At 63.2% G+C, this 22,330-nt stretch carries 19 protein-coding genes; 12 read left to right on the plus strand and 7 right to left on the minus strand.

Annotated elements, in window-relative coordinates:
- Window positions 1–2: 2 nt before the first annotated feature.
- The gene (locus tag IVB22_RS24220; RefSeq protein WP_247519768.1) at window positions 3–383 is read left to right on the plus strand and encodes a PRC-barrel domain-containing protein; all 381 of its coding nucleotides are present in this window, start codon (window positions 3–5) and stop codon (window positions 381–383) included.
- Window positions 384–723: 340 nt separating this feature from the next.
- Here IVB22_RS24220 and IVB22_RS24225 read toward each other — a convergent pair whose 3' ends face one another.
- Window positions 724–1,647: a LysR substrate-binding domain-containing protein gene (locus IVB22_RS24225; RefSeq protein ID WP_247519769.1), complete on the minus strand. Its 924-nt coding sequence runs from the start codon at window positions 1,645–1,647 to the stop codon at window positions 724–726.
- A 126-nt stretch (window positions 1,648–1,773) separates the two neighbouring features.
- On the opposite strand from IVB22_RS24225, the gene IVB22_RS24230 reads away from it, so the two are divergent.
- The 4 genes from IVB22_RS24230 to IVB22_RS24245 all read left to right on the plus strand — a co-directional run bounded on the left by IVB22_RS24230 (window position 1,774) and on the right by IVB22_RS24245 (window position 6,132).
- A complete protein-coding gene (locus IVB22_RS24230; RefSeq protein ID WP_247519770.1) occupies window positions 1,774–2,940 on the plus strand; it encodes an acyl-CoA dehydrogenase family protein in 1,167 nt (388 codons plus the stop codon).
- Window positions 2,941–2,949: 9 nt separating this feature from the next.
- Window positions 2,950–4,080, plus strand: coding sequence for a CaiB/BaiF CoA-transferase family protein (locus IVB22_RS24235; protein WP_247519771.1), 1,131 nt, complete (start codon window positions 2,950–2,952; stop codon window positions 4,078–4,080).
- Complete coding sequence (locus tag IVB22_RS24240; RefSeq protein ID WP_247519772.1) at window positions 4,077–4,931, plus strand: MaoC family dehydratase N-terminal domain-containing protein; 855 nt, start codon at window positions 4,077–4,079, stop codon at window positions 4,929–4,931. The genes IVB22_RS24235 and IVB22_RS24240 overlap by 4 nt, the downstream gene beginning before the upstream one ends.
- Before the next feature lie 238 nt (window positions 4,932–5,169).
- Window positions 5,170–6,132 carry a dihydrodipicolinate synthase family protein gene (locus IVB22_RS24245; protein WP_247519773.1) on the plus strand — a complete coding sequence of 321 codons (963 nt, stop codon included), beginning with the start codon at window positions 5,170–5,172 and terminating at the stop codon, window positions 6,130–6,132.
- Between the two features lie 125 nt (window positions 6,133–6,257).
- Here the strand turns inward: IVB22_RS24245 and IVB22_RS24250 are convergent, their stop codons facing one another.
- Window positions 6,258–6,569 carry an Arc family DNA-binding protein gene (locus IVB22_RS24250; protein WP_247519774.1) on the minus strand — a complete coding sequence of 104 codons (312 nt, stop codon included), beginning with the start codon at window positions 6,567–6,569 and terminating at the stop codon, window positions 6,258–6,260.
- 266 nt (window positions 6,570–6,835) lie between these two features.
- On the opposite strand from IVB22_RS24250, the gene IVB22_RS24255 reads away from it, so the two are divergent.
- Window positions 6,836–8,395, plus strand: a complete 1,560-nt coding sequence (locus IVB22_RS24255) for an amidase family protein (protein ID WP_247519775.1) — start codon at window positions 6,836–6,838, stop codon at window positions 8,393–8,395.
- A 179-nt stretch (window positions 8,396–8,574) separates the two neighbouring features.
- Entirely contained in the window at window positions 8,575–10,203 is a 1,629-nt protein-coding gene (mdlC, locus tag IVB22_RS24260) for a benzoylformate decarboxylase (RefSeq protein ID WP_247519776.1), read from the plus strand.
- A 127-nt stretch (window positions 10,204–10,330) separates the two neighbouring features.
- On the opposite strand, the gene IVB22_RS24265 is transcribed toward mdlC, so the two are convergent.
- Complete coding sequence (locus IVB22_RS24265; protein WP_247519777.1) at window positions 10,331–10,948, minus strand: hypothetical protein; 618 nt, start codon at window positions 10,946–10,948, stop codon at window positions 10,331–10,333.
- A 120-nt stretch (window positions 10,949–11,068) separates the two neighbouring features.
- On the opposite strand from IVB22_RS24265, the gene IVB22_RS24270 reads away from it, so the two are divergent.
- Window positions 11,069–11,506, plus strand: a complete 438-nt coding sequence (locus IVB22_RS24270; RefSeq protein ID WP_247519778.1) for a hypothetical protein — start codon at window positions 11,069–11,071, stop codon at window positions 11,504–11,506.
- A 153-nt stretch (window positions 11,507–11,659) separates the two neighbouring features.
- Here the strand turns inward: IVB22_RS24270 and IVB22_RS24275 are convergent, their stop codons facing one another.
- Window positions 11,660–12,454 carry an SDR family oxidoreductase gene (locus IVB22_RS24275; RefSeq protein ID WP_247519779.1) on the minus strand — a complete coding sequence of 265 codons (795 nt, stop codon included), beginning with the start codon at window positions 12,452–12,454 and terminating at the stop codon, window positions 11,660–11,662.
- A 24-nt stretch (window positions 12,455–12,478) separates the two neighbouring features.
- Window positions 12,479–13,177: a hemolysin III family protein gene (locus tag IVB22_RS24280; RefSeq protein WP_247519780.1), complete on the minus strand. Its 699-nt coding sequence runs from the start codon at window positions 13,175–13,177 to the stop codon at window positions 12,479–12,481.
- A gap of 191 nt (window positions 13,178–13,368) precedes the next feature.
- Between IVB22_RS24280 and IVB22_RS24285 the strand changes: the two genes are divergently transcribed.
- The 4 genes from IVB22_RS24285 (at window position 13,369) to IVB22_RS24300 (ending at window position 18,657) form a co-directional block, all read left to right on the plus strand.
- The gene (locus tag IVB22_RS24285; RefSeq protein ID WP_247519781.1) at window positions 13,369–14,832 is read left to right on the plus strand and encodes a YcjX family protein; all 1,464 of its coding nucleotides are present in this window, start codon (window positions 13,369–13,371) and stop codon (window positions 14,830–14,832) included.
- The gene (locus tag IVB22_RS24290; RefSeq protein WP_247519782.1) at window positions 14,829–15,866 is read left to right on the plus strand and encodes a YcjF family protein; all 1,038 of its coding nucleotides are present in this window, start codon (window positions 14,829–14,831) and stop codon (window positions 15,864–15,866) included. The genes IVB22_RS24285 and IVB22_RS24290 overlap by 4 nt, the downstream gene beginning before the upstream one ends.
- A gap of 260 nt (window positions 15,867–16,126) precedes the next feature.
- A complete protein-coding gene (locus tag IVB22_RS24295) occupies window positions 16,127–17,725 on the plus strand; it encodes an FAD-dependent oxidoreductase (RefSeq protein WP_247519783.1) in 1,599 nt (532 codons plus the stop codon).
- Between the two features lie 74 nt (window positions 17,726–17,799).
- Window positions 17,800–18,657 carry an SDR family oxidoreductase gene (locus tag IVB22_RS24300; RefSeq protein ID WP_247519784.1) on the plus strand — a complete coding sequence of 286 codons (858 nt, stop codon included), beginning with the start codon at window positions 17,800–17,802 and terminating at the stop codon, window positions 18,655–18,657.
- A 140-nt stretch (window positions 18,658–18,797) separates the two neighbouring features.
- On the opposite strand, the gene IVB22_RS24305 is transcribed toward IVB22_RS24300, so the two are convergent.
- Window positions 18,798–19,394, minus strand: a complete 597-nt coding sequence (locus IVB22_RS24305) for an NYN domain-containing protein (RefSeq protein WP_247519785.1) — start codon at window positions 19,392–19,394, stop codon at window positions 18,798–18,800.
- Window positions 19,395–20,536: 1,142 nt separating this feature from the next.
- Window positions 20,537–22,063, minus strand: coding sequence for a glycosyltransferase family 39 protein (locus tag IVB22_RS24310; RefSeq protein WP_247519787.1), 1,527 nt, complete (start codon window positions 22,061–22,063; stop codon window positions 20,537–20,539).
- Between the last annotated feature and the right edge of the window lie 267 nt (window positions 22,064–22,330).

Here is a 22,330-nt window from a genome sequence, read left to right on the forward strand (position 1 = left end):
ACATGGCACGCGCAACAGCCCATCCGGATCATCAATGCATCTCAAGCGAAGACATTCATGGAACCGAGGTTTATGAAGCAGGTGGAAAGAATATCGGTGAGATTGATCACCTCATTATCGACAAGGTGTCGGGTCGCGTGGCCTATGCCGTCATGAGCTTTGGCGGGTTTGTTGGGTTAGGCCACAGCCATTACCCGATCCCCTGGGGCGCTCTGACATATGATACGTCGCTTGGTGGTTTTCGAACCAGTATCACCGAGCAACAGCTGAAGGATGCGCCTGAGTTCAGTGATGACTCCTGGCAGGATAGAGACTGGGAAGCGCGCACCCATCAGTATTACGGGACGCCTACGTACTGGGACGACGCGCGACGTGGCCTATAGCGCCAGGCAGCGCATCTGAGATTCTCAATCGTGCCAGTTCAGTCATTGAAGAACTGGTCGACCAGCCTTGGGGTCGGTGTGCGGCGGCTGATAGGTCGCACACACCAGACCTCAATGTTCACGACGGGTCATTCGTAACTTAACTTTGCGCCCGATGTCCGGCTTACCCCTGCTAGGGACCGGATAGCAGACATCGCGTATCGGCAGTTTCGGGCGAACAGCCATCGTTCCGGCAAGTCTGTGCCGCCCTATACAATTGCGGCATGACTGCTGTAGCCAGATGAGAATGCCCGGCTAAACCGTTTTGTTCTATGCCAATCCGCAAGGCCCTCACATCGGCTCAGGCGAGCCTGATGTCCCAGAGGCCCTCTTCGCGGCAAGCCGTGAGCTCGTCGCGAAGCAGCTCGGTCACGAGCGTGATGGCAGTCGAGCCGGGATGGTCGATGGGAGAAGCAAGGGTCAGTTCGCGCATCGGCGACGGTTTTGCGATCACGGCCGTTTCCAGCCGGCCGGAGGCTACTTCGTGGCGCACCGAGGAAGGCGGCAACAGCGTGTATCCCAACCCTTCCTCGACGAGGCTGGTCAGCACCCGAAACGAATCCGCCTCCAGCTTGACGTCGAGCTTCAGCTTCTTCTTCGCCGCCGCCTGCTCGATCAGCGCCCGGAGGCCGTGCGAATGACTGGGCAGCACGAGTGTCTGTTTCAGCAGCCAGCCGATATCGACTTGTTTCCTCTGCGCCAGTCCGCTGCCGCGCGGTCCTACCGCGACGATCGGATCGCGGCCGAGGCTCTGCACGGTCAGATGCAGGTCGCTCGACGGCCCGTAGATCAGCGCAAGGTCCATTTCGCCGCGGTGCAGCCATTCCATCAGATGGCCGCTGTAGCTTTCGACGATGCAGAGCGAAATGCCCGGATATCTGTCGACAGTGCGTCGGGCGAGCCGCGCCGAAATCACGCAGCTCACGGTCGGCACCAGCCCGAGCACCACGCGGCCCGACGGCGGGCCGCCGGCGGACTGGATTTCGTCGCGCACCTGGTCGATCTGTCGGACGATGCCCGCCGTCCTTGCGAGCAGAAGCCGGCCGGCGTCGGTCAGCACCATGCCGCGGCCGTTCCGCGTAAACAGCTCGGCGCGCAATTCATGCTCGAGCAGCTTGATCTGGCGGCTCAGCGCCGGCTGCGCCACCCGCAGCGTGTCGGAGGCTTTGCTGAGGCTGCCGAGCTCCGCCACACAACTGAAGGTCCTGAGCTGCCTGATATCCATTGCTTGCCAATCTTCGAAGGCAGGTTCATACGCTATAACAATTCAGCATAGGAGACCGGCTGTGGTTTCACAACCGCCGGCCATCCGGCAATTGACATCCCCCACCATCCATCGCCAGAAAAACCAATGACCGCACAAGAACAACAAGACGAATTCCACGACATCCGCGACGCCGTCGCAAAGCTCTGCGCCCAGTTCCCCGGCGAATACTGGCGCAAGCTCGACCGCCAGATGGCGTACCCGAAGGAGTTCGTCGACGCGCTGACGGAGGCCGGTTACCTCTCGGTGCTGATCCCCGAGGAATTTGGCGGCTCCGGGCTGAGGCTCTCGGCCGCGGCCGCGATCCTGGAAGAGATCCAGCGGGCGGGGTGCAACGGCGGCGGCTGCCACGCCCAGATGTACACGATGGGCACCGTGCTGCGGCACGGCAACGACGCCCAGAAGGCGAAATACCTGCCCGGGATCGCCAGCGGCAAACTGCGGCTGCAGGCGTTCGGCGTCACCGAGCCGACCAGCGGCACCGACACCTCCTCGCTGAAGACCGTCGCCAAGCGCGACGGCGACCACTACATCGTCAACGGCCAGAAGATCTGGACCAGCCGCGCCGAGCATTCCGACCTGATGATCCTGCTGGCGCGCACCACGCCGAAGGAGCAGGCGAAGAAGCGCACCGATGGCCTTTCGGTGTTCATCGTCGACATGCGTGAGGCCAAGGGCAACGGCCTCGAAATCCGCCCGATCCGCACCATGATGAACCACGCCACCACCGAAGTGTTCTTCACGGACATGCGGGTTCCGGCCGAAAACCTGATCGGCGACGAAGGCAAGGGCTTTCGCTACATCCTCTCCGGCATGAATGCCGAGCGTATCTTGATTGCGGCCGAATGCATCGGCGACGCCAAATGGTTCATCGCAAAGGCCACCAACTACGCCAAGGAGCGCGCCGTGTTCGGCCGCCCGATCGGCCAGAACCAGGGCATTCAGTTCCCGATCGCAAAGGCCTACGCCGCGATGCGCGCGGCCGAGCTGATGGTGAAGGAAGCCACGCGCAAATATGAGGCGGGACTCGATTGCGGCGCCGAGGCCAACATGGCCAAGATGCTGGCGGCGGACGCCTCCTGGGAAGCGGCCAATGCCTGCGTGCAGACCCATGGCGGCTTTGGCTTTGCGGAAGAATACGACGTCGAGCGCAAGTTCCGCGAAACGCGGCTCTATCAAGTCGCGCCGATCTCGACCAATCTGATCTTGTCGTACGTCGCCGAACATGTGCTCGGCCTGCCCCGCTCCTACTGAGAACATCAGATGTTGCCGTTAGAGGGATTGATCGTCGTCTCCGTCGAACAGGCGGTCGCCGCACCGTTCTGCAGCTCGCGGCTGGCGGACGCCGGCGCGCATGTCGTCAAGGTCGAACGCCCCGAGGGCGATTTCGCCCGCGGTTATGATGCCGCCGCAAAAGGCCAGAGCAGCTATTTCGTCTGGCTGAACCGCGGCAAGAATTCCGTGGTGATCGATCTCGCCACCAAGGAGGGCCGCGCCGCGCTCGAAGAGCTGATCGCGAGCGCCGATGTGCTGTTGCAGAACCTCAAGCCGGGCTCGATGGACAAGCTCGGCTTCTCGCTGGAGCGCCTGCGAAACGATTATCCGGCGCTGATCTGCTGCACCATTTCGGGCTATGGCGATGACGGCCCCTATGCCGACCGCAAGGCCTACGATCTCTTGATCCAGGCCGAGAGCGGTCTTGCCTCGATCACCGGCGGGCCCGAGGGGCCCTCGCGCGTCGGCATCTCCGTCGTCGATATCGCGACTGGCGCCACCGCACATGCGTCGATCCTCGAGGCGCTGATCGCGCGCGGACGCACCGGCAAGGGCGCCGACATCAGGATTTCGATGTTCGACGTGATGGCCGACTGGATGGCGGTGCCGCTGATCAATTCGGAAGCCGGCAATCCGCCGAAGCGGATGGCGCTGGCCCATCCCTCGATCGCGCCCTATGGCGTGTTCAATTCAATGGACGGCAAGGGCATTTTGATCTCGATCCAGAGCGAGCGCGAATGGAAGAAGCTTTGCGCCGAGGTGCTGGATCAGCCTGATCTGCCGAACGATCCCAGATTCGCCAACATGGCCGAGCGCGTGCGCAACCGCCTGCTCACCGACAAGACGGTGGCCGACAGTTTTGCGACCATGATGCGCGTCGATCTGTTGAAACGCCTCGCCGACGCCGATATCGCGTTCGCCGAGGTGAACACCATGGCCGACCTCGCGGTGCACCCGCATCTTCGTAGAATCGAGGTCGATACGCCAAACGGCAAGGTGAGCTACGCCGCGCCCGCTGCGATCTTCGTCGGTGAGGACAGGCACTATGGCGCCGTGCCCGCCATCGGCGACCATGTCGAACTTCCCAAAGCTCCTCGTATCAGGAGCCGCCAGTCATGACGGAAGCTATCAACCTCGACCATCTGCGCCAATGGATCGGCAACACGACCGAAGCGACCGATATCGTCACCGCCCAACTGGTGAAGGGCCTGCGCGCAACTCTGTTTCAGAACATCGGCGAACCCACGACAGGCGACGCCGCGCCATGGACCACCCATTGGTGCCTGGCACAGCCGGTGTTTCCTATGTCGCAGCTCGGCCCCGACGGTCACCCCACCCGCGGCGGCTTCCTGCCGCCGGTGCCGCTGCCGCGCCGGATGTGGGCCGGCGGCGAAATCGAATTTGTCGGGCCCTTGCGCGTCGGCGATGAAGCCACACGAACCTCGCGGATATCAGACGTGACGATGAAGACCGGCTCGACCGGCGTGCTCTGCTTCGTCTCCGTCGAACACACGATTACGACACCGCGCGGCACAGCCATCCGCGAACGGCAGGACATCGTCTATCGCGACATGGGCGGCGCGGCGCCCTCTTCGCCGCCGAAGGCGCCCCCGCCGCCGCCCGTCGCAAAGCATCGCGAAAGCCATGTCAGCGATCCCGTGCTGCTGTTTCGCTACTCGGCGCTGACTTTCAACGGCCACCGCATCCACTACGACCGCGATTACGTCACCAAGGTCGAGGGCTATCCGGGCCTGATCTTCCACGGTCCCTTGCAGGCGGCGCTGATCGTCGAATTCGCCGCAAAACTTCACGGCGACAGCGCGCCGGAAAAGTTCAGCTATCGCGGCGTGCAGCCGCTGTTCGAAGGCAGCGAGTTCTCGATCAACGCCAGCGAAACCAGCGCCGGCATGGAATTGTGGATCGCGAATGCCGAGGGCCAGCCGACCATGAAGGGCACAGCGACGTGGTAGCGCTCCATCAGGACGTCGCGCAGTTTTTTCGCGGGCTCGGCGATTTTTTCGCAGCGCAATATTCCCTGACCATTGAGAAGCGGTCGTCAGACGCTCGCGCAGCATAGGTGCCATTCACGGCCCGGGTGCCGCTTGCCGATCTCAGTGCAGTGGCCCTACTCTCGTCACCGCGTCAAGAGAGGCGCGACCGTCGGCGCGATCAACGCAGCAACGAGAACAACGCTGAAGGAGACGAGACATGAGCCGCCATCGTGATTTCGTACCCCAAGGCGTGATCCCGGCGGTTCTGCTGCCGTTCCACGACGATTTCTCGATCGACGAGCAGAGCTTCCGGGCTCACTTGCGCGATGTCGCCGCGGTGCAGGAACTGTCTGCCGTCACGGTCAACGCTCACTCGACCGAAGTCGCCTCGTGCACGCGCGATGAACAACGTCGCGTCATGGAGATCGCGGACGAGGAAGTCGGCGGCACATTGCCGATCATTCACGGCGTCTGGGCGGACGGCAGCCTGGAGGCGGCGCGGATCGCTCGCCAGGCACAAGCCGGCGGAGCTTCGGCGCTGCTGGTGTTCCCGCCGGCTCCCTTTACCCTTGGCCAGTCGGCCGAGATGGCGCTGGCCCATTTCAAGACCATCAGCGATGCGACCGATCTGCCACTGATCGTATTTCAATATCCCCTGGCCACAGGCCAGGGCTATCCCGCGGCGACGCTGGAGCGGCTGTTCGACGAAGTGCCGACCATCCGCGCCATCAAGGACTGGACGCAGACAGTGCCGCAGCACGAGAGCCAGATTCGCGCCTTGCAGGGGCGCGCACGTCCCATCAACGTGCTGTCCACCAACAGCGCATGGCTCTTGAGCTCGCTGGTGCTCGGCTGCAATGGCCTGCTGTCAGGCAGCGGCAGCGTCATCGCTGACCTTCAAGCCAGGCTCTATCGCGCCGTGAAGGCCAACGATCTCGCGGAAGCCCGCCGGCTGAACGACCTGATTTATCCGATAGCGCGCGTGTTCTACGCCGATCCCTTCGTCGATATGCACAACCGCATGAAGGAAGCGCTGGTGCTGCTCGGCAAACTGCCGCGCGCAGTGGTGCGTCCGCCGTTGGTCAAGATATCAGACGCGGAAATTGCACGGATCCGGGACGCGCTGATCGAGGCAGGGCTGCTCGACGCCCGAACCGCGCTGGGGCGCAACGCGGCATAATCAGGGCTGAAAGATAATTGCAACCATCACAACAGGAGGGATTCCAATGTCATTTCGGCTAACAACGGCCGCATGCTGGTCAGCGTGTAGTTCGGAGGCTCGGTTACGCGGCCGCCGCATGGGCGCTAGTCGTCGCGTAGCCTGAGTTGCTCGACCATGGACGCTATTTCTCCCTCGAACTTCGCAAGGCGGTCGCCCTGTGCCTTGAGGCGGTCGGATAGCTTCTGCATCTCGTCGCGCTCAAGTGACTGCGTGAGCCGCTGAATGATCTCGTCGTTGAGCGAGCGCCCATTCGCCGCTTCGACGAGTTTGTCTCGTATCCCCTCTGGCAGACGGAGCTGAAATCGATCCGAAGTCCTGCTCGTCCCTGTTGCTTTCTTTATCCGGGGTGCCACGTCCGTGGCTGATTTCGGTAAGGTTGCCTTTTTCTTGGCCACGCTCGTCTCTCCAAAGGCCAAGCCGCAAGGAATTGCGCCTCGATGAAGTTTGCGAAGCAACCCGACAATTCAGGCGTGATTGAGGACGTTGACCAAAGATCAGGCGCACTGCATTCGACCTGACCCCTTGGCCCATAGCCTGCCTCCCCCGGTTCATCGTCATCAAACCAACCATCGTCGGGGTAGCATCCCCACAAAAGTCCCCGCCGTCTCGACTCGCGGCCCCGGCGTCTTTAACGTATCCTGCCACAGCAACGGGGCAAGAAATGGCAAAGAAAACCGTGATCAAGCGGAAGAACGGCGCGGCAAAGACAGCGCCGAAGAAATCAACGAAAAAGTCCGCCGGCCGCGCAGCCGCAAAAACACAGAAGAAAGCGGTCTCACAAAAACCCGCCAAGGCGCGCCCGCCCAAGGGTCCGGTTTGGCAATGGTCGGCGCTGCAGACGGCAGCCGCCATCCGCTCAGGTGCGATTTCCTCGATTGAGGTTGTCGAAGCGCATATCGCGCGAATGCGCGAAGTTAATCCAAAGCTCAACGCGGTCGTTGTCGATCTGTCGGACGAAGCGCTGAAGGCGGCAAAAGCTGCGGACAACGCCCGGACAAGAAAGACAGAGCTTGGCCCGCTACACGGCGTACCGATCACGATCAAGGAAAACGTCGACTATGAGGGGCGGCCCAACCCCAACGGTGTGGCCGCGCAGATGAATATTATCGCCCCCTCCGACGCGCCGGTCGTGCGCAATCTCAAGAAGGCCGGCGCAATTGTGGTCGGCCTGACCAATACGCCCGAATTCTCGCTCCGCGGCTTTACGGAAAACCCGCTGCACGGGCTTACGCTGAACCCGTGGGATCCCGATATCACCTGCGGCGGTTCGTCGGGCGGCGCCGGTGCCGCGGTGGCGGCCGGCATCGGCACGGTCGCGCACGGCAACGACATCGGCGGTTCGTTACGCTGGCCAGCGCACTGCAATGGTGTCGTCACGATCAAGCCGACGCAAGGCCGCGTCCCGGCCTATAACGAGAGCGCCGCGGCCGAGCGGCCGATGCTCGCTCATCTGATGTCCGCGCAAGGACCGCTGGCGCGCAGCGTCGGTGACGTCAGGATGGCGCTCGAAGTCATGAGCCAGCGCGATCCGCGGGATCCCTGGTGGGTCGCAGCACCTCTGGTCGGGCCAAAACCGAAAGGCCCGATCAAGGTCGCGCTCGCGAAGCTGCCTGACGACATGGACGTTGCTCCCTCGGTGCGTGCTGCGCTCAGGCAGGCCGCGGACCATCTCGAGCGTTCGGGCTATCGCGTCAGCGAAATCGAAGTTCCCGACATCAACGGTGTCTGGCAGACCTGGTGCGACATCATCGCCAACGAAACCGCGATGCTGCAGGAAGCCGCGATGCTGAAAGTGACTTCGCCCGATTTCCATGCCGCCTACAACGGCATCAAGGCGAAGGCAAACACGCTCGACTTGTTGGGCTGGATGCGCGCCACGGCTGCGCGCAACACCCATATCCGGGCCTGGCAGTTGTTCCTTGAGGATTTCCCTGTCGTACTCGCCCCGACGACGGTGAAGCCGACGCCTGGCCCGCGCGAGGATGCAATCAGCCCGGAGCGCACGCGTGAACTCTTCTGGAACGACCTGCGTTTCATTTCCGCGATCAATGTGCTTGGTCTGCCTGGCGCCGTCGTGCCGGTTACGCTGCATGAAGGCCAACCGATCGGCGTGCAGTTGATTGCAGGACGCTATCGCGAGGACCTCGCACTGGACGCGGCGGCGGCAATCGAGAAGCGGGCGGGAACGTTGGTACCCCAGCTGTGGGAGAAGATGGCCTGAGCGAGCCCTTGGCCGTGGCGTCCCGGAGTTCTGTCCGATCCCAGGCCGTCATCGCGCGCCAATGGCTTGACTTCGTAAGGTAATCCATCGAGAGGTGGATCGCTTCCGCCTTCGCCCAGCAGCCATGGCGAAGCTTAAGAAAATCGCGAACCCCAAGAAATCCAGATGGGAGCCGCCCGATGTCGTCCCGCAAACCAGCCAAAACCGCGAGCGCCTCGCTCACGGTCAAGGACGCCACCTTCGGCCTGCTGCGCGCGTTCGGAATCAAGCGCGTGTTCGGCAATCCCGGCTCGACCGAGCTGCCCTTCCTCAGCGACTGGCCCGACGACATCGATTACGTGCTCGGCCTGCAGGAAGCCTCCGTCGTCGGCATGGCCGACGGTTATGCGCAGGCGACCCGCAACGCCGGCTTCGTCAATTTGCATTCCGGCGCCGGCGTCGGCAATGCGCTCGGCAATATCTACACCGCCCACCGCAACCAGACGCCGCTGGTCATCACCGCCGGCCAGCAGGCGCGCTCGATCCTGCCGCTGCAGGCCTTTCTCTACGCCGAGCGCGCCTCGGAATTTCCGCGGCCCTATGTCAAATACAGCGTCGAGCCGGCACGCGCCGAAGACGTGCCGGCGGCAATCGCGCGGGCCTATTACGTCGCGATGCAGCCGCCCTGCGGGCCGACCTTCGTCTCGATCCCGATCGACGACTGGACGCGCCCCACACAGCCGGTCGAAGCCCGCCACGTCAGCCGCGAACTCGGCCCCGACGCCGAGGCGATGAAGGCGCTGATCGCCGCGCTGTCGGCGAGCAAGCGCCCTGCCCTCGTCGTCGGCCCCGCCGTCGACCGCGCCGGGGCCGTCGACCTGATGGTCCGGGTCGCGGAGAAGACGAAGGCAGCCGTTTGGGTCAGCCCGTTCTCGGCGCGCTGCTCGTTCCCCGAACGTCATCCGCAGTTTTCAGGCTTCCTGCACGCTTCGCCGGGCCAGCTATCGGATGCGCTGCGCGATCATGACCTGGTGGTCGTGATCGGCGCGCCCGTGTTCACCTTCCATGTCGAAGGCCATGCCGCGATCTTCGACGGCGCCACCACGATCTTCCAGATTACCGACGACCCGGACGCCGCCGCTGTCACGCCCTCGGGCGCCAGCATCATCGCGACCATGAAGCCGGCGCTGGCAATGCTGCTTGACCTGCTTCCGGAAGCAAAGCGGGCCATGCCTTCGGGCCGCACGTTGCCGCCGGCGCCGTCGGCCGCCGATCCGCTTCCGGTCGAATTCTTGCTCCACTCGCTGTCTGAAGCCATGCCCGCCAATGCGGTGCTGGTGGAGGAAGCGCCCTCGCATCGCCCGGCGATGCAAAAGTTCATGCCGATGCGCGGCCAGGACAGTTTTTACACCATGGCGAGCGGCGGCCTCGGCTACGGCCTGCCCGCCGCCGTCGGCATGGCGCTCGGACGTCCCGGCGTCCGCACCGTCTGCCTGATCGGCGACGGCTCGGCGATGTATTCGATCCAAGCGCTGTGGACCGCGGCCCGGCGCAACCTGCCGCTCACGGTCGTCGTCATCAACAACGCCGGCTATGGCGCGATGCGCTCGTTCAGCCAGGTGATGCAGGTGCGCAATGTCCCGGGCCTCGAACTGCCCGGCATCGATTTCGTCAAGCTCGCCGAAGGCATGGGCTGCCACGCCGTGCGGGTGACGAAATCATCCGAACTCGCGGGCGCGCTCAGCTACGGGCTGTCGCATGACGGCACCAGCCTGATCGAAGTGATGGTGGATTCGGCCGTGCCGCTGCTTTACGCGCAGAAGGGGTAAGTGACTCTGTAGCCCGGATGGAGCGCAGCGCAATCCGGGATAGGTCTATCCGCGGATGGAATTGTCCCGGATTTTGCGGAGCCTGTCATCGGGCGCGCATTCGCGCGACCCGTTGGCTCCATCCGGGCTACGTTGCTCTGCGGGCAGCAGCGATTTCGTTCGCAAGCCGGCCATAATCCGCCCAGACCAAATTCAGAAACAGCGGTGGCTCCTGCTGCGCCTGCAGCATCTGCGCGTAACGCTCTTTCGCTCCCTCCATCTCCCACCATTTCTGCGCCGACATCGCAACTCTTCGGAAGCGGTTGAGCGTTCCCGAAAATGTCTTGCGATCGGCCCCGGCAAGGCCAGCGCAATGCGTGAGCCAGTTGAATCCGGCAATGACGGCAATCGCCAGATCGCTCATCGTGTTGCCGGTGAATTCGATCACCGTTTCATCGTGCGGCAACTGGCGAAGATACGCGTCCAGTATCGCTGCTTGTGAATTCGGCTCGGCGAGCAGCCTGAATTCACCCCTCGGCACCGTCAGCAGATAGCGCATGGCTTCCAGCCGCGTATGGTTGCAGACCTGCTCCTTGTCGGCTCCTGCATCCGAGGCGGTCCGCTTGCAGGCGGGATAGACCCATTTCCCAATGTCGGCCTCGTCGAGATATTGCCTGCCCCGCTTCTCGATATCCGCCAGCAGCGCATGCGGGGCATCCGGCGGCGTCGCCGGAACTTTTCCAAATGGCCAGGCACGCCAACTCATGGGACCCCATTTGATTCAAAGGCTTACCAGTTCGCCTGCCAGTTGCGCACGCGGCGTTTACTTGACGGCCCTCTACGCTCGCACGAAAATTCGGCATGGGGCAACCGTGGAGTGAATGTCATGAGTAAGACAAGTCTCGGAAAAGCTGCCCTCGCGGTCTCCGTCTTCACATGCGCGACCATGCTGTCGTTTGACTGGAGCGAACAAAAGGGCGCTTCGCTGTCTATCGAGCGTGCGCAGGCACAGATGGTTGACCCATATACCCCGGGCGTTGCCCGGCGGCAGGCGCGGCGGACCGCGGCCGGTGCGGCCGCGGTGGGCGCCGGTGCTGTTGCAGCCGGTGCTGTCGTAGCCGGAGCTGTCGCAGCCGGAGCGACCGCCCCCTACTACGGCGGCGGCCCCTATGCCTATTACGGCGGCCCGGGCGTATACGGCGGCCCCGCCTATTACGGCGGCCCCGGCGTATGGAGCCAGGACTACGCGGCGCGCAATGGCATCATCTGCCAGCCCGGCACATTGGTCCGCCTCGACGACGGCCTGATGCACCGCTGCCAGTAAGCGAGATTGTCGGGAACGGCGGCCGAAGGACCGCCCTTCTCGCTCGCAACCCTATCGAGAAAATTCGTAGCCCGGATGGAGCGCAATCCGGGATAGGTCTATCCACGGATGGAATTATCCCGGATTTCGCTTCGCTGCATCCGGGCTACGTTCTCACTTCCCGTAACTCTCGCGCATCTTCGCCTGGATCTTCGCCATGCCTGATATCCAGCGGTCGTAATTCTCGGTTTTCTTGCGCATGTAGCCCAGCACCTGCGGGTGCGGCAGGATCACAAAGGTTTCCTCTTCCAGTCCCTTCAGCACGTCCTGCGCCACCTGCTCAGGCGACAGGTCGCCGTCGCCGGATTGCGGACCCTTCGGTATCGAGCGCAGCATGTTGGTATCGACGCCCTGCGGGCACAGGATCGAAACCTTGATGTTGTCGGCCTTGTGCGAGATCGCGAGGTTTTCGGCAAACCCCACCGCAGCATGCTTGGTGGTCGAATAGGCCGGGCTGCCGACCTGTGACAGCAACCCCGCCGCCGAAATCGTGTTGAGGAAATAGCCGCCGCCGCGCGCCTTCATGCGCGGGATCAGGTGCCGCGCCGCATAGACATGGGCCATGACATGAACGGCCCAGCTTCGCTGCCACGGTTCGTCGGAGTTTCCGCCGGCATTCACCGACAGTGGATCGAAACCGCCGCCGATGCCGGCATTGGAGCAGAACAGCGCGATCGGGCCGAATTGATGTTCGGTCTCCTCGATGACGTGAAGGATATCCTTCTCCTTTCCGACATCGCATTTGAAGGCCGCCCCGCCGATCGGAGTGGCGACGGTTCGCGCGCCATCGGGATCGATATCGGCGACCACGACCTTGGCTGCGCCTGCGCGATGGAAAGCCTCGCACATCGCCCGGCCGATGCCGTTGCCACCACCGGTGACAACCACGACTTTGCCGGTCACCTGCATGGCCGCTCTCCCCTCTGATATCGTTTACGTCAGGATCATCATATCGAGAATAGCCGTATAATGGCAGGCGGCGCCGAGCAAGACGAAGCCGTGCCAGATCGCGTTCTGGAAGCGCAGCCGCTGCCAGGCATGGAAGATCACGCCCAGGCTATAGAGCACGCCGCCCGCCACCACCAAGCCCAGCGCCAGCGGCGGCACCGCCTTCACCACCGAGTCGTAAATCATGACGCCGCTCCAGCCCAGCGCGAGATAGAGTCCCACGGCCAGACGATCGTATCGCCCCGGGCGCGCCAGCTTCAGCACCACACCGGCGATCGCGACGCACCACACCCCGATCAGCAGCGCGACCGCGAGATAGCTTTCCCGCAGCGCCACGATGAACGGCGTATAGGTGGCCGCGATCAAGAGATAGATCGCGGAATGATCGAAGCGGCGCAGCACCCATTTGGCGCGCGACACCGGCCAGAGATTATAGACCGCCGAAAATGTCAGCATCGCCAGCAGGCCCGCGACGTAAACCGACACCACCGCGACCTCGAACGCGCTGGCATAGACCGCGGTCAACACGATCAACGCCGTGGCGGCGACAAGCCCCAGACAGACGCCGACGATATGCACGACGCCGTCGGCGATCAGTTCGGCGCGGTCGTAGTTCCAGTGCATGGCGTCGGCCGCCGCGTGGAACGATGTCGAGGCGAATTGTTTCAGTCTGAAGATGGTCATGCAGGTCCACAGCAGCTGGTGAGAGGGCGATTAGGAGTACTCCACAGCAGTGGCATTTTCGTGCCGCCGGTCACAAGGCGATATCCGTAGAAGCCCGTGGCCAGCCTATCACGGACGCTTGATTTTGGTCCGCCAATCGCCACTTTCCTGACATCGCCCACCAACGCTTCTTTCGAGCCTCCCACGCCCGCATGGCCCCCAGTTTTTCAGATATCGTCGAGGAAGCGCGCTTGTCGGCGCGGGCGCTTTTGGATTACGGCGACAGCTTCTTCAATCCCACGGTGCGGCTCGGCGTCACAGGCCTGTCGCGCGCCGGCAAGACCGTGTTCATCACGGCGCTGATCCACGGCCTCACCCGCGGCGGAAGGTTTCCGGTGTTCGAACCGTATGCCACGGGCCGGATCGCCCGCGCCCGGCTCGAGCCGCAGCCGGACGATGCGGTGCCGCGCTTCGACTATGAGAACCACGTCCGCACCCTGATCGAGGAGCGGCGCTGGCCAAGCTCCACCGTCGACATCAGCGAACTGCGCCTCGTCATCGACTACCAGCGGCAGAACGGCGCCGATCGCACGCTCACCATCGACATCGTCGATTACCCCGGCGAGTGGCTGCTGGATCTTCCGCTGCTCGACAAAAGCTACGAGCAATGGTCGACGGAGAGCCTGGCATTGTCGCGCGAGGGCCCCCGCGCAAAACTCGCCGCGCCATGGCACGAACATCTGAAAACGCTTCACCCCGAGGGCCGTGAGGACGAACAGGCGACGCGCATGGCGGCAAAGCTGTTCACGGATTATCTGCGCGCCTGCCGTGACGAACGTTTTGCGATGAGCCTGCTGCCGCCCGGACGCTTCCTGATGCCGGGCAATCTCGCTGATACACCGGCGCTGACCTTTGCGCCGCTCGATGTCGCGGCCGACGGCAGCGCGCCCGATGGTTCGCTGTGGGCGATGATGCGGCGACGTTACGAGGCCTACAAGGATGTCGTGGTGCGCCCGTTCTTCCGCGATCATTTTGCGCGGCTCGACCGGCAGATCGTGCTGGTCGATGCACTCGCGGCGTTCAATGCCGGGCCGGAAGCGCTGCACGATCTCGAAGCCGCGCTATCGGGCATTCTCGATTGCTTCCGCATCGGCCGCAGCACGATACTGAGTACGCTCTTTCGTCCCCGGATCGATCGCATTCTGTTTGCCGCCACCAAGGCCGATCATTTGCACCATCAGAGCCACGACCGGCTGGAAGCGGTGCTGCGGCGCGCGGTCGCCAAGGCGGCCAACCGTGCCGAATATGCCGGCGCGACAATCGATGTGGTCGCGCTATCGGCGGTGCGCGCCACGCGCGAGGCGCAGGTCGCGCGCGGCCGGGAGAAGCTGCCGTCCATCATCGGCACGCCCGCGCCCGGCGAGACCGCCAATGGCGAAGCCTTCGATGGCGAGACCGAAGTCGCGACCTTTCCGGGCGACCTGCCCGCGGACCCTGAGGAACTGTTCAACGGCGGCTTTCGCGGCCTTTCCAGCACGGCTTCCGAACAGGCCGATTTCCGTTTCCTGCGGTTCCGGCCGCCGCTGCTGGAGCGCACGGCCAACGACGAGCCCGCGCTGCCTCACATCCGCCTCGACCGCGCCCTCCAGTTCCTGATCGGAGACCGACTGCAATGAGCGAGAAGACGCCGCATCGGCGGCCGGCGACGTTCAAGCTCGGCGATCCCGGCGTGATCGTGATGGGTCCGGATGAAACCGGACGCCCTGCCCGCGGCACCGTACACATCACGCCCGAAGCCGATCCTGCCACCCTGCCCGTACCGATCGATGCGCCACTCGTGGCGGCGCGCCGCGGCTTTCGCTGGGGCACCCTGTTCTGGTCCGCGGCCGGCGGGCTGGTGCTGCTCGGCCTCGGGCTTGGCGTCGTCAACCTGATCGAGGACCTGTTCGCGCGCAGCGAAACCCTGGGCTACGTCGCGCTGGCCTTCGCCGCCGCCGCCGCGCTGGCGCTGGCGGTCGTCATCGGGCGCGAAGCTTTCGGCCTGGCGCGGCTGGCGGCGATCGAGAAGCTGCATCAACGCGCCACTGAGGTGCTGCGCAGCGACGACCGCGCCGAGAGCCGCGCCGTCGTCAACGATTTGCTGAAGCTCGCACATCAGAACCCGCAACTGGCCCGCGCCCGCGCAGCCCTGGTGAGCCACGCCGACGACATCATCGACGGCGCCGACATGATCAAGCTCGCCGAGCGCGAACTGATGGCGCCGCTAGATGAAGAGGCGCGCAGGCTGGTCTCGATAGCCGCGCAGCGCGTCTCGGTCGTCACCGCGGTGAGCCCGCGCGCGCTGATCGACGTGCTGTTCGTGTTCGTCGCCGCGATGCGGTTGATCCGGCAATTGGCCCGGCTCTATGGCGGCCGGCCGGGCACGCTCGGCATGATCAGCCTGCTGCGCCACGTGATCGGCCATCTCGCCATCACCGGCGGCATGGCCGTCGGTGACAGTCTCGTGCAACAAATGCTCGGCCACGGCATCGCCGCCAAACTCTCGCAGCGGCTCGGCGAAGGCGTGCTCAACGGCCTGCTCACCGCGCGGCTCGGGCTGGCCGCGATCGACGTGACGCGCCCGCTGCCGTTTACGGCGCTGCCGCGACCTGCGCTCGGCGATCTCGCCAAGGATTTGCTGCGCAAGCGCGATGATGAGGCTCTAACGTAGCCCACCATCTATCCGCAATAACTGCCTTGCATGGTGGGCACGCTTCGCTTTGCCCACCCTACGCATCCTCCTGATTGAATGCCGCTGAACGTCTCGCCCGCGCCATTGTTCCAAAGCAGCGCTCGCCCTCGCGCGAGCCCCCGTTCGCCAGTACCGGGCGCGGGGCGGGTCAGGCCTGACAACCCCAAAGATCGCCAGGAACGAGTCACCCGATCGGCCGTTGGACTCTCAACCTCGTTCTCGACCGGCTGGATTTCCAGATGGATCGTTTCGTCGACCGGCGCAGCAAATCGCTTTGGATGGACGTAGCGGTTGCCCCGCGCGCCACTCCGCTTCAGGGCAACAGGGAATGCGATGTCGCGATCATCGGCGCGGGTATTGCAGGGATATCCACCGCCTACGAACTTGCCGCGGCGGGTTCGCGCGTCATCGTCGTTGATCGCGGGAAGATCGCGGGCGGCATAACGGCGCGCACCAGCGCGCATCTGGCGCCGCTATGCGATGACCTGACGTCTGAGATGATAGGCCTGCGCGGCGAGGAGATATCCCGCCTGTTCTACGAGAGCCAGGCCGCAGCGGTGGATCGCATCGAGGAAATCCAGAAGCGGGAATCCATCGACTGCGATTTTCGTCGCCTCGACGGTTACCTGTTTCAGGCGCTCAACACCGACTCGCAAATCATCGAGGACGAGCTGGATGCCGTCCGGAAGGTCGGCGCCCCCGTCCATCGGCTGGTCGGCGTTCCCCTCGCCCATTGCGAGCAGCAGCACGTGCTGCGCTATCCGCGCCAGGCGACGTTTCATCCTCTCAAATATCTCAAGGGTCTCGTCGCCGCCATCGAGGCAAGGGACGGCAGCTTCCACTGCGACACGGTCGTCGAGCGCTTCGAAGAGCGCGACGACGGCAAGGTCGCCGTCACGGCCGGCTGCGGAACGATAACGGCCCGGGCCGCGGTCGTGGCCACCAATGCTCCGATCGTCGATCGATTTGCCTTGCACACCAAGATGGCTCCCTATCGCACCTACGCGATGGCCTTTTCGATTCCGAAGGGAGCCATTCCGGACGCCCTGTACTGGGACACGCTCGACCCCTACCACTATGTGCGGCTGCAGCCGGGCGATGGTCGAACCGACTCTCTCATCGTCGGCGGCGGCGACCACAAGAGTGGCGAAGCCGACGACGCAGAAGTTCGCTTTCAGGCCCTCGAAGCCTGGACGCGCAATCTCATTCCAGCCGCGAAAGAGGTCACCCATCGTTGGTCGGGACAGGTGCTCGACACCATCGATTACGCCGGCTTCATCGGCAGGAATCCTGGAAGCAAGAATATCTACGTGCATACCGGCGATTCCGGCCAGGGCATGACCCACGGCGTTGTGGGCGCGATGATCAATTCGGCGCTGATCCTGGGGCGAGACACCAAATGGGCCGAAGTCTATGAGCCCTCGCGCAAGACGCCCGCCGCAATAGGCAACTTCCTGAGAGAGAATGTCACCGCGGTGAAGAACTTTGCCGAGTATCTCGCGCCCGGCGAACTGGCCGATGTCGGCGAGCTGAAAGCCGGACACGGCGCCATCATCCGGCAAGGCATGCGCAAGATCGCGGCCTATCGTGATCCTTCCGGCGAGCTATATGCGCGCTCTGCCGCCTGCACGCATATCGGCTGCCACCTGCACTGGAATTCCTTTGAGACGTGCTGGGATTGCCCCTGTCACGGATCTCACTTTGCAATCGATGGGACACCGCTCAATGCTCCCGCCATCGGACCTCTGGCCGAGGCTGATATCGAGACGCGCTCCGGGGATTACGCAGGCGAAGATCAAGACGGCAAACGGCAGACTTCACTCCATTCGGAAACCTGAATCGCCTCAAACCAGATTACGGCACACACCACCCGCGACGTTCGACCAACTCCGTGCTCTCTTGGAGAACCGCCATGCTGCATTATCCCCGTCCTCCCTTCCCGAGCCAGCACCAGCCGATGCCCGGTAAGACTGCCGCGATGAAGCCGGCGCCCGATCACGGCGAAACATCGTACAAGGGCAGCGGTCGCCTCAACGGCAAGAAGGCCGTCATCACCGGTGGCGATAGCGGAATCGGCCGCGCGGTTGCCATCGCCTATGCCAGGGAGGGCGCTGACGTTTTGATATCCTATCTTGACGAGCACGAGGATGCCCGGGAGACCGAGCGGCTGGTGAAAGAAGCCGGCAGAAAGGCCGTTCTGTTGCCCGGCGATATCCAGGAGCCGGGCCAATGCCGCGCGGTCATCGCCAAGGCCGTATCGGAGCTGGGCGGAATCGATATCCTCGTCAACAACGCGGCCCATCAGGCCAGCTTCAAATCAATCGACGAGATCAGCGACGAGGAATGGGAACTGACGTTCAAGGTGAACATCCATGCGATGTTCTATCTCACCAAGGCTGCGGTCGGACACATGAAGCCGGGCAGCTGCATCATCAACACGGCCTCGATCAATTCGGATGTGCCCAACCCGACGCTGCTGGCCTATGCAACGACCAAGGGCGCGATTCATAATTTCACGGCGGGTCTGGCGCAGATGCTGGCCGAAAAGGGCATTCGCGCCAACGCGGTCGCCCCGGGACCGATCTGGACACCGCTCATTCCCTCGACCTTGCCCGAGGATTCCGTAAAGAATTTCGGCAAACAGGTCCCGATGAAGCGTCCCGGTCAGCCGGTCGAGCTGGCCACGGCTTACGTCATGCTGGCCGATCCGCTTTCGAGCTACGTATCCGGCGCGACCATCGCCGTCACCGGCGGCAAGCCCTTCCTGTAGGAATGTGTAGGGTGGGCAAAGGCGCCCTTGCGCCGTGCCCACCATCTGCTGTCCGGATTCATGCTGCAGATGGTGGGCACGCTATCGCTTTGCCCACCCTACGGGCGATGGACAAAGCGACAATCTGGGCAAGCGTTGAATTACAAATTAGTATCGCGGTGCAAGAACTCCGGCATGTGCTGGCGCAGCTCGCGCGGGAGCGGCCGCTCGGACGGATCGCGGCCAACCTTCGATTTCAGTTCCATCAGATCAGTGAAGACGTCGGCCTGGCGCCGCAAATCGTCGGCAATCAACGGCGGTTGAGTCGAAATCGTCGAAACGACGGTCACCCGGACCCCGCGACGCTGCAATGCCTCGACCAGGGGGCGGAAATCGCCGTCACCGGAGAACAGCACGATCTGGTCGACGTGCTCCGCGAGTTCCAGGGCATCGACCGCGAGTTCGATATCCATGTTGCCCCTCACCTTGCGACGGCCGCTGGCGTCGATGTACTCCTTGGTCGCCTTGGTGACCACGGTGTAGCCATTGTAATCGAGCCAGTCGATCAAGGGCCGGATCGACGAATATTCCTGATCCTCGATGATCGCGGTGTAGTACACCGCACGAAGCAACGTGCCTCTGCTCTGGAATTCCTTCAGCAGCTTCTTGTAATCGATATCGAAACCAAGCGTCTTGCTGGTCGCATAGAGATTGGCGCCATCGATCAGGACCGCGATCTTGCCGAGGGAGGATGACATTCTGGCAATGACCCCAAAATTGGATAGCAGGGAAACAAGGACGTCACTTCAGGTTACTGAATGCGCGGCACAACAGATTCGCCTGCGGGCATCTCAGGCCGCACTCACCGTCAACTCGTAGAAGAGAGCAGGACTCGTCGCCATGGACAGCTCAAATACTGTTGCTGTACCCGATCGTTTTCGCCGTGAAATTTTCTCTGCGACGGCCGAACCCGATGCCGTGACGCTAAGGCGCGCGACATGAGCGCTCAATTGTCCGTAGGTAAGCGGCGCAGATACGAACGGATGCAGCGCCTATACGAAGGTTTAGGTCGTTGTCTTCGATGTAACTTCCTCGGTGAGCACCGCGACCTGGATGAAACGGAACGGAAGATCTCGTAGGGTGGGCAAAGGAGCGTTAGCGACGTGCCCGCCATTCACGTTACGCCCCTGATGGTGGGCACGCTGAGCCTGTCATCGGGCGCGCATTCGCGCGACCCGGTGGCTTTGCTCACCCTACGGACTGCGAACTGATTTGCTTTGCGCGCAAGTGCAATCTCGAAGTGCTCCTGCGACAAATCAACACGACGGGCAAATCAGTCAAAAGCTGTCCAGCCATTCGCGCAAAAATATTTCGCTTAACTTGCAGGCCAAATCAGCTCCATAACTCCGCCCGTCTCACGGCGGATGAGGGGCGTTGGCCATCGTCACGAACGCGCGGTGAGATGCGATGGACGCAGATGGCGCGATAGACGTACGCGCCGGAAGCGTACGGCGAAGTCGTGTGGTTCGGGCGCCGCGGTGCTGGCGCTAAGTCCTAGAGAAGCGAAGCTTCTCGGGGGTGACGGAGGCAAAAGAGCCGTTCTCCGGGAAGAGCACGAAGTAAGCCGTAAAGCCATTGCGCAGGGAAGGCCGGAATGCTCCCGCTGCCCTGTATGCTCGTGTGCATTTTCTTTAGCGCAAATCGCACGCGAGACCGCGGGTGCAGCAAGCACCCGGTCTTCCCTGCGCCCTCTGATTGGAGGGCGGGAAGTTGATAGCAAACCTCGGACGCAATGCGTCGCGAGAAGGCGAATGTGTGTCTATCGTAGGATGGGTGGCGCGAAGCGATACCCATCGCCGCACGCACCGGCGTTGATGGGTATCGCTTCGCTCCACCCATCCTACAGGAGCCACGTCATTGCGACCGAAGCGGCATCAAATCGCATCACCCCCGCCAGCACGCGCCAGCGGAACAACGGCGAATCCGGCGGTGGCGACAGCTCGGGCGTCCAGCCCGTCAATTTTTCCAGCGCGTAGGTATCCATCACCATCCCGCGCCAGACGCGCTCGACCCGCGCCAGCGGCTGCCGCTTGGCGGTCGTGAGATCCCACAGCGGCAGGCGATGGTCCGGCTCGCGCGCGACATAGAGGCCGGGATGATCCTTGATATGGTTCATGCCGGGATCGCCAAACCCCTGGAACCTGCCGCGTTCGTTGATCTGGATGACTGGCACCTGGCCGTTGAAATGCCAGCGCAGCATCGCGTAGGTGCGATAATCCGACGTCGCGATCCAGGTCGCGCCGGTCGCTCGCAACTGCTCGCGCGCGCGCGCCGCGACCTGTTCAAAGCCGGCTTCGCCGCCGACGGGATCGGTCCTGCCGATCAAATTCCATGGCGCCGCGACGTAATAGAAGAACACGCCGACCACAAAGGCGATGCCGGAGATGACAGCCACTCTCGCCCACCAGAATGTCGATTTCACGAGCCGGTCCGAAAAACCTTCGCGCGGCAGCATCACGAGATTGATGGCGGTCGCGGCAAAGCCGGCGGGCCACAGGAACATCGGCCAAGTGTCGCCGACGCGGAGCGTCAGCGACTTCCAGAGAAAATAGAGGAAGGGCACCAGCACGGCGGTCGACAACAGGATCCCGACCGGCTCGCGGCTGCGATAGCCGCGCCAGGCGGTCAGCGTCACGCCGGACAACACCACCGGCAGCAGCACGAAGCCGACGAGACCGAATTGAAGCCCGATGAATTCGCCGATGGTGCGGAACGAAAACGGATGGGTCGCGACCGCGCGCACGAACTGGAAGCGGAACGACGCCCAGTCGTGCTGCGCATTCCAGATCAGCACTGGCGAAAACACCACCGCCGCAAGCAGCGCCGCCAGCCATGGCCAGGGGCTGAACAGCCAGCGCCGCCGCCAGTCCGGCACCAGCGCGAACGCGAGCACCGCCGGCAGCAGCATGATCGCGGTGAACTTCGACAGCAGCGCCAGCCCCGCGAACAGGCCCGCCGCCAGCCACCAGCGCGGATTGCCGCTCTCGTGCAGCCGTACCAGCGACCACAGCATCGCAACCGCGCAGGGGATCATCGCCGTGTCGGGCGCGACCTTCGCCATCAGCAGCCCGTAGTACAACGCGGCTTCCGGCAACAGCACCGCGAGAATGACGGCGCGAACATCATGCGTCACGCGCCGGACGATGTCGGCGAGCAGAAGCTGCGTGACCAGCATCGCGACGATGCCACCGAACCGTACGCCGAGACTGGTGTCGCCGAAGATCGCGGTGCCGAACCGGATCAGCCATGCGATACCGGGCGGATGATCGAGAAAGGAAAGCGTGCTCTCCTTCGACCAGGTCCAGTAATAGGCCTCGTCAGTGCGCAGATCGAGCACGCCGGCATAGACCAGCCGCATCGCCGTCATTGCGGCGATCAGCAGCGCAACGGCAAGCCATGGCACGTCAAACCACGGCGCGGCGGAACTGGCATGGCTTTTATCGGGCTTGGCGATCGTCACGGCGCTTTCTCCTCGACTGAGCCGGGAGTGTCAACGAGCCGTGACGGAAAAAAGATCTATCGTCGTCCCTGCGAACGCACTAGCAGATGCACACATCGTGGCTGCGACGGAATGACTCGCTATGTTGATTTGGTCTTCCATGGTGACGAATTGCTGTGATTCTGTGTCTGGCAC

This window comes from Bradyrhizobium sp. 190, assembly GCF_023073415.1.
GTDB lineage: Bacteria > Pseudomonadota > Alphaproteobacteria > Rhizobiales > Xanthobacteraceae > Bradyrhizobium.

Coding starts and splice junctions, on each gene's coding strand:
- IVB22_RS24310 (WP_247519787.1), bottom strand. CDS start 22,063: ATGACGGCGATGCGGCTGGTCTATGCCGGCGTGCTCGATCTGCGCACT.
- IVB22_RS24280 (WP_247519780.1), bottom strand. CDS start 13,177: ATGACCATCTTCAGACTGAAACAATTCGCCTCGACATCGTTCCACGCG.
- IVB22_RS24305 (WP_247519785.1), bottom strand. CDS start 19,394: ATGTCATCCTCCCTCGGCAAGATCGCGGTCCTGATCGATGGCGCCAAT.
- IVB22_RS24265 (WP_247519777.1), bottom strand. CDS start 10,948: ATGAGTTGGCGTGCCTGGCCATTTGGAAAAGTTCCGGCGACGCCGCCG.
- IVB22_RS24275 (WP_247519779.1), bottom strand. CDS start 12,454: ATGCAGGTGACCGGCAAAGTCGTGGTTGTCACCGGTGGTGGCAACGGC.
- IVB22_RS24225 (WP_247519769.1), bottom strand. CDS start 1,647: ATGGATATCAGGCAGCTCAGGACCTTCAGTTGTGTGGCGGAGCTCGGC.
- IVB22_RS24255 (WP_247519775.1), top strand. CDS start 6,836: ATGGCAAAGAAAACCGTGATCAAGCGGAAGAACGGCGCGGCAAAGACA.
- mdlC (WP_247519776.1), top strand. CDS start 8,575: ATGTCGTCCCGCAAACCAGCCAAAACCGCGAGCGCCTCGCTCACGGTC.
- IVB22_RS24230 (WP_247519770.1), top strand. CDS start 1,774: ATGACCGCACAAGAACAACAAGACGAATTCCACGACATCCGCGACGCC.
- IVB22_RS24290 (WP_247519782.1), top strand. CDS start 14,829: ATGAGCGAGAAGACGCCGCATCGGCGGCCGGCGACGTTCAAGCTCGGC.
- IVB22_RS24245 (WP_247519773.1), top strand. CDS start 5,170: ATGAGCCGCCATCGTGATTTCGTACCCCAAGGCGTGATCCCGGCGGTT.
- IVB22_RS24285 (WP_247519781.1), top strand. CDS start 13,369: ATGGCCCCCAGTTTTTCAGATATCGTCGAGGAAGCGCGCTTGTCGGCG.
- IVB22_RS24270 (WP_247519778.1), top strand. CDS start 11,069: ATGAGTAAGACAAGTCTCGGAAAAGCTGCCCTCGCGGTCTCCGTCTTC.
- IVB22_RS24240 (WP_247519772.1), top strand. CDS start 4,077: ATGACGGAAGCTATCAACCTCGACCATCTGCGCCAATGGATCGGCAAC.
- IVB22_RS24220 (WP_247519768.1), top strand. CDS start 3: ATGGCACGCGCAACAGCCCATCCGGATCATCAATGCATCTCAAGCGAA.
- IVB22_RS24300 (WP_247519784.1), top strand. CDS start 17,800: ATGCTGCATTATCCCCGTCCTCCCTTCCCGAGCCAGCACCAGCCGATG.
- IVB22_RS24235 (WP_247519771.1), top strand. CDS start 2,950: ATGTTGCCGTTAGAGGGATTGATCGTCGTCTCCGTCGAACAGGCGGTC.
- IVB22_RS24295 (WP_247519783.1), top strand. CDS start 16,127: ATGGATCGTTTCGTCGACCGGCGCAGCAAATCGCTTTGGATGGACGTA.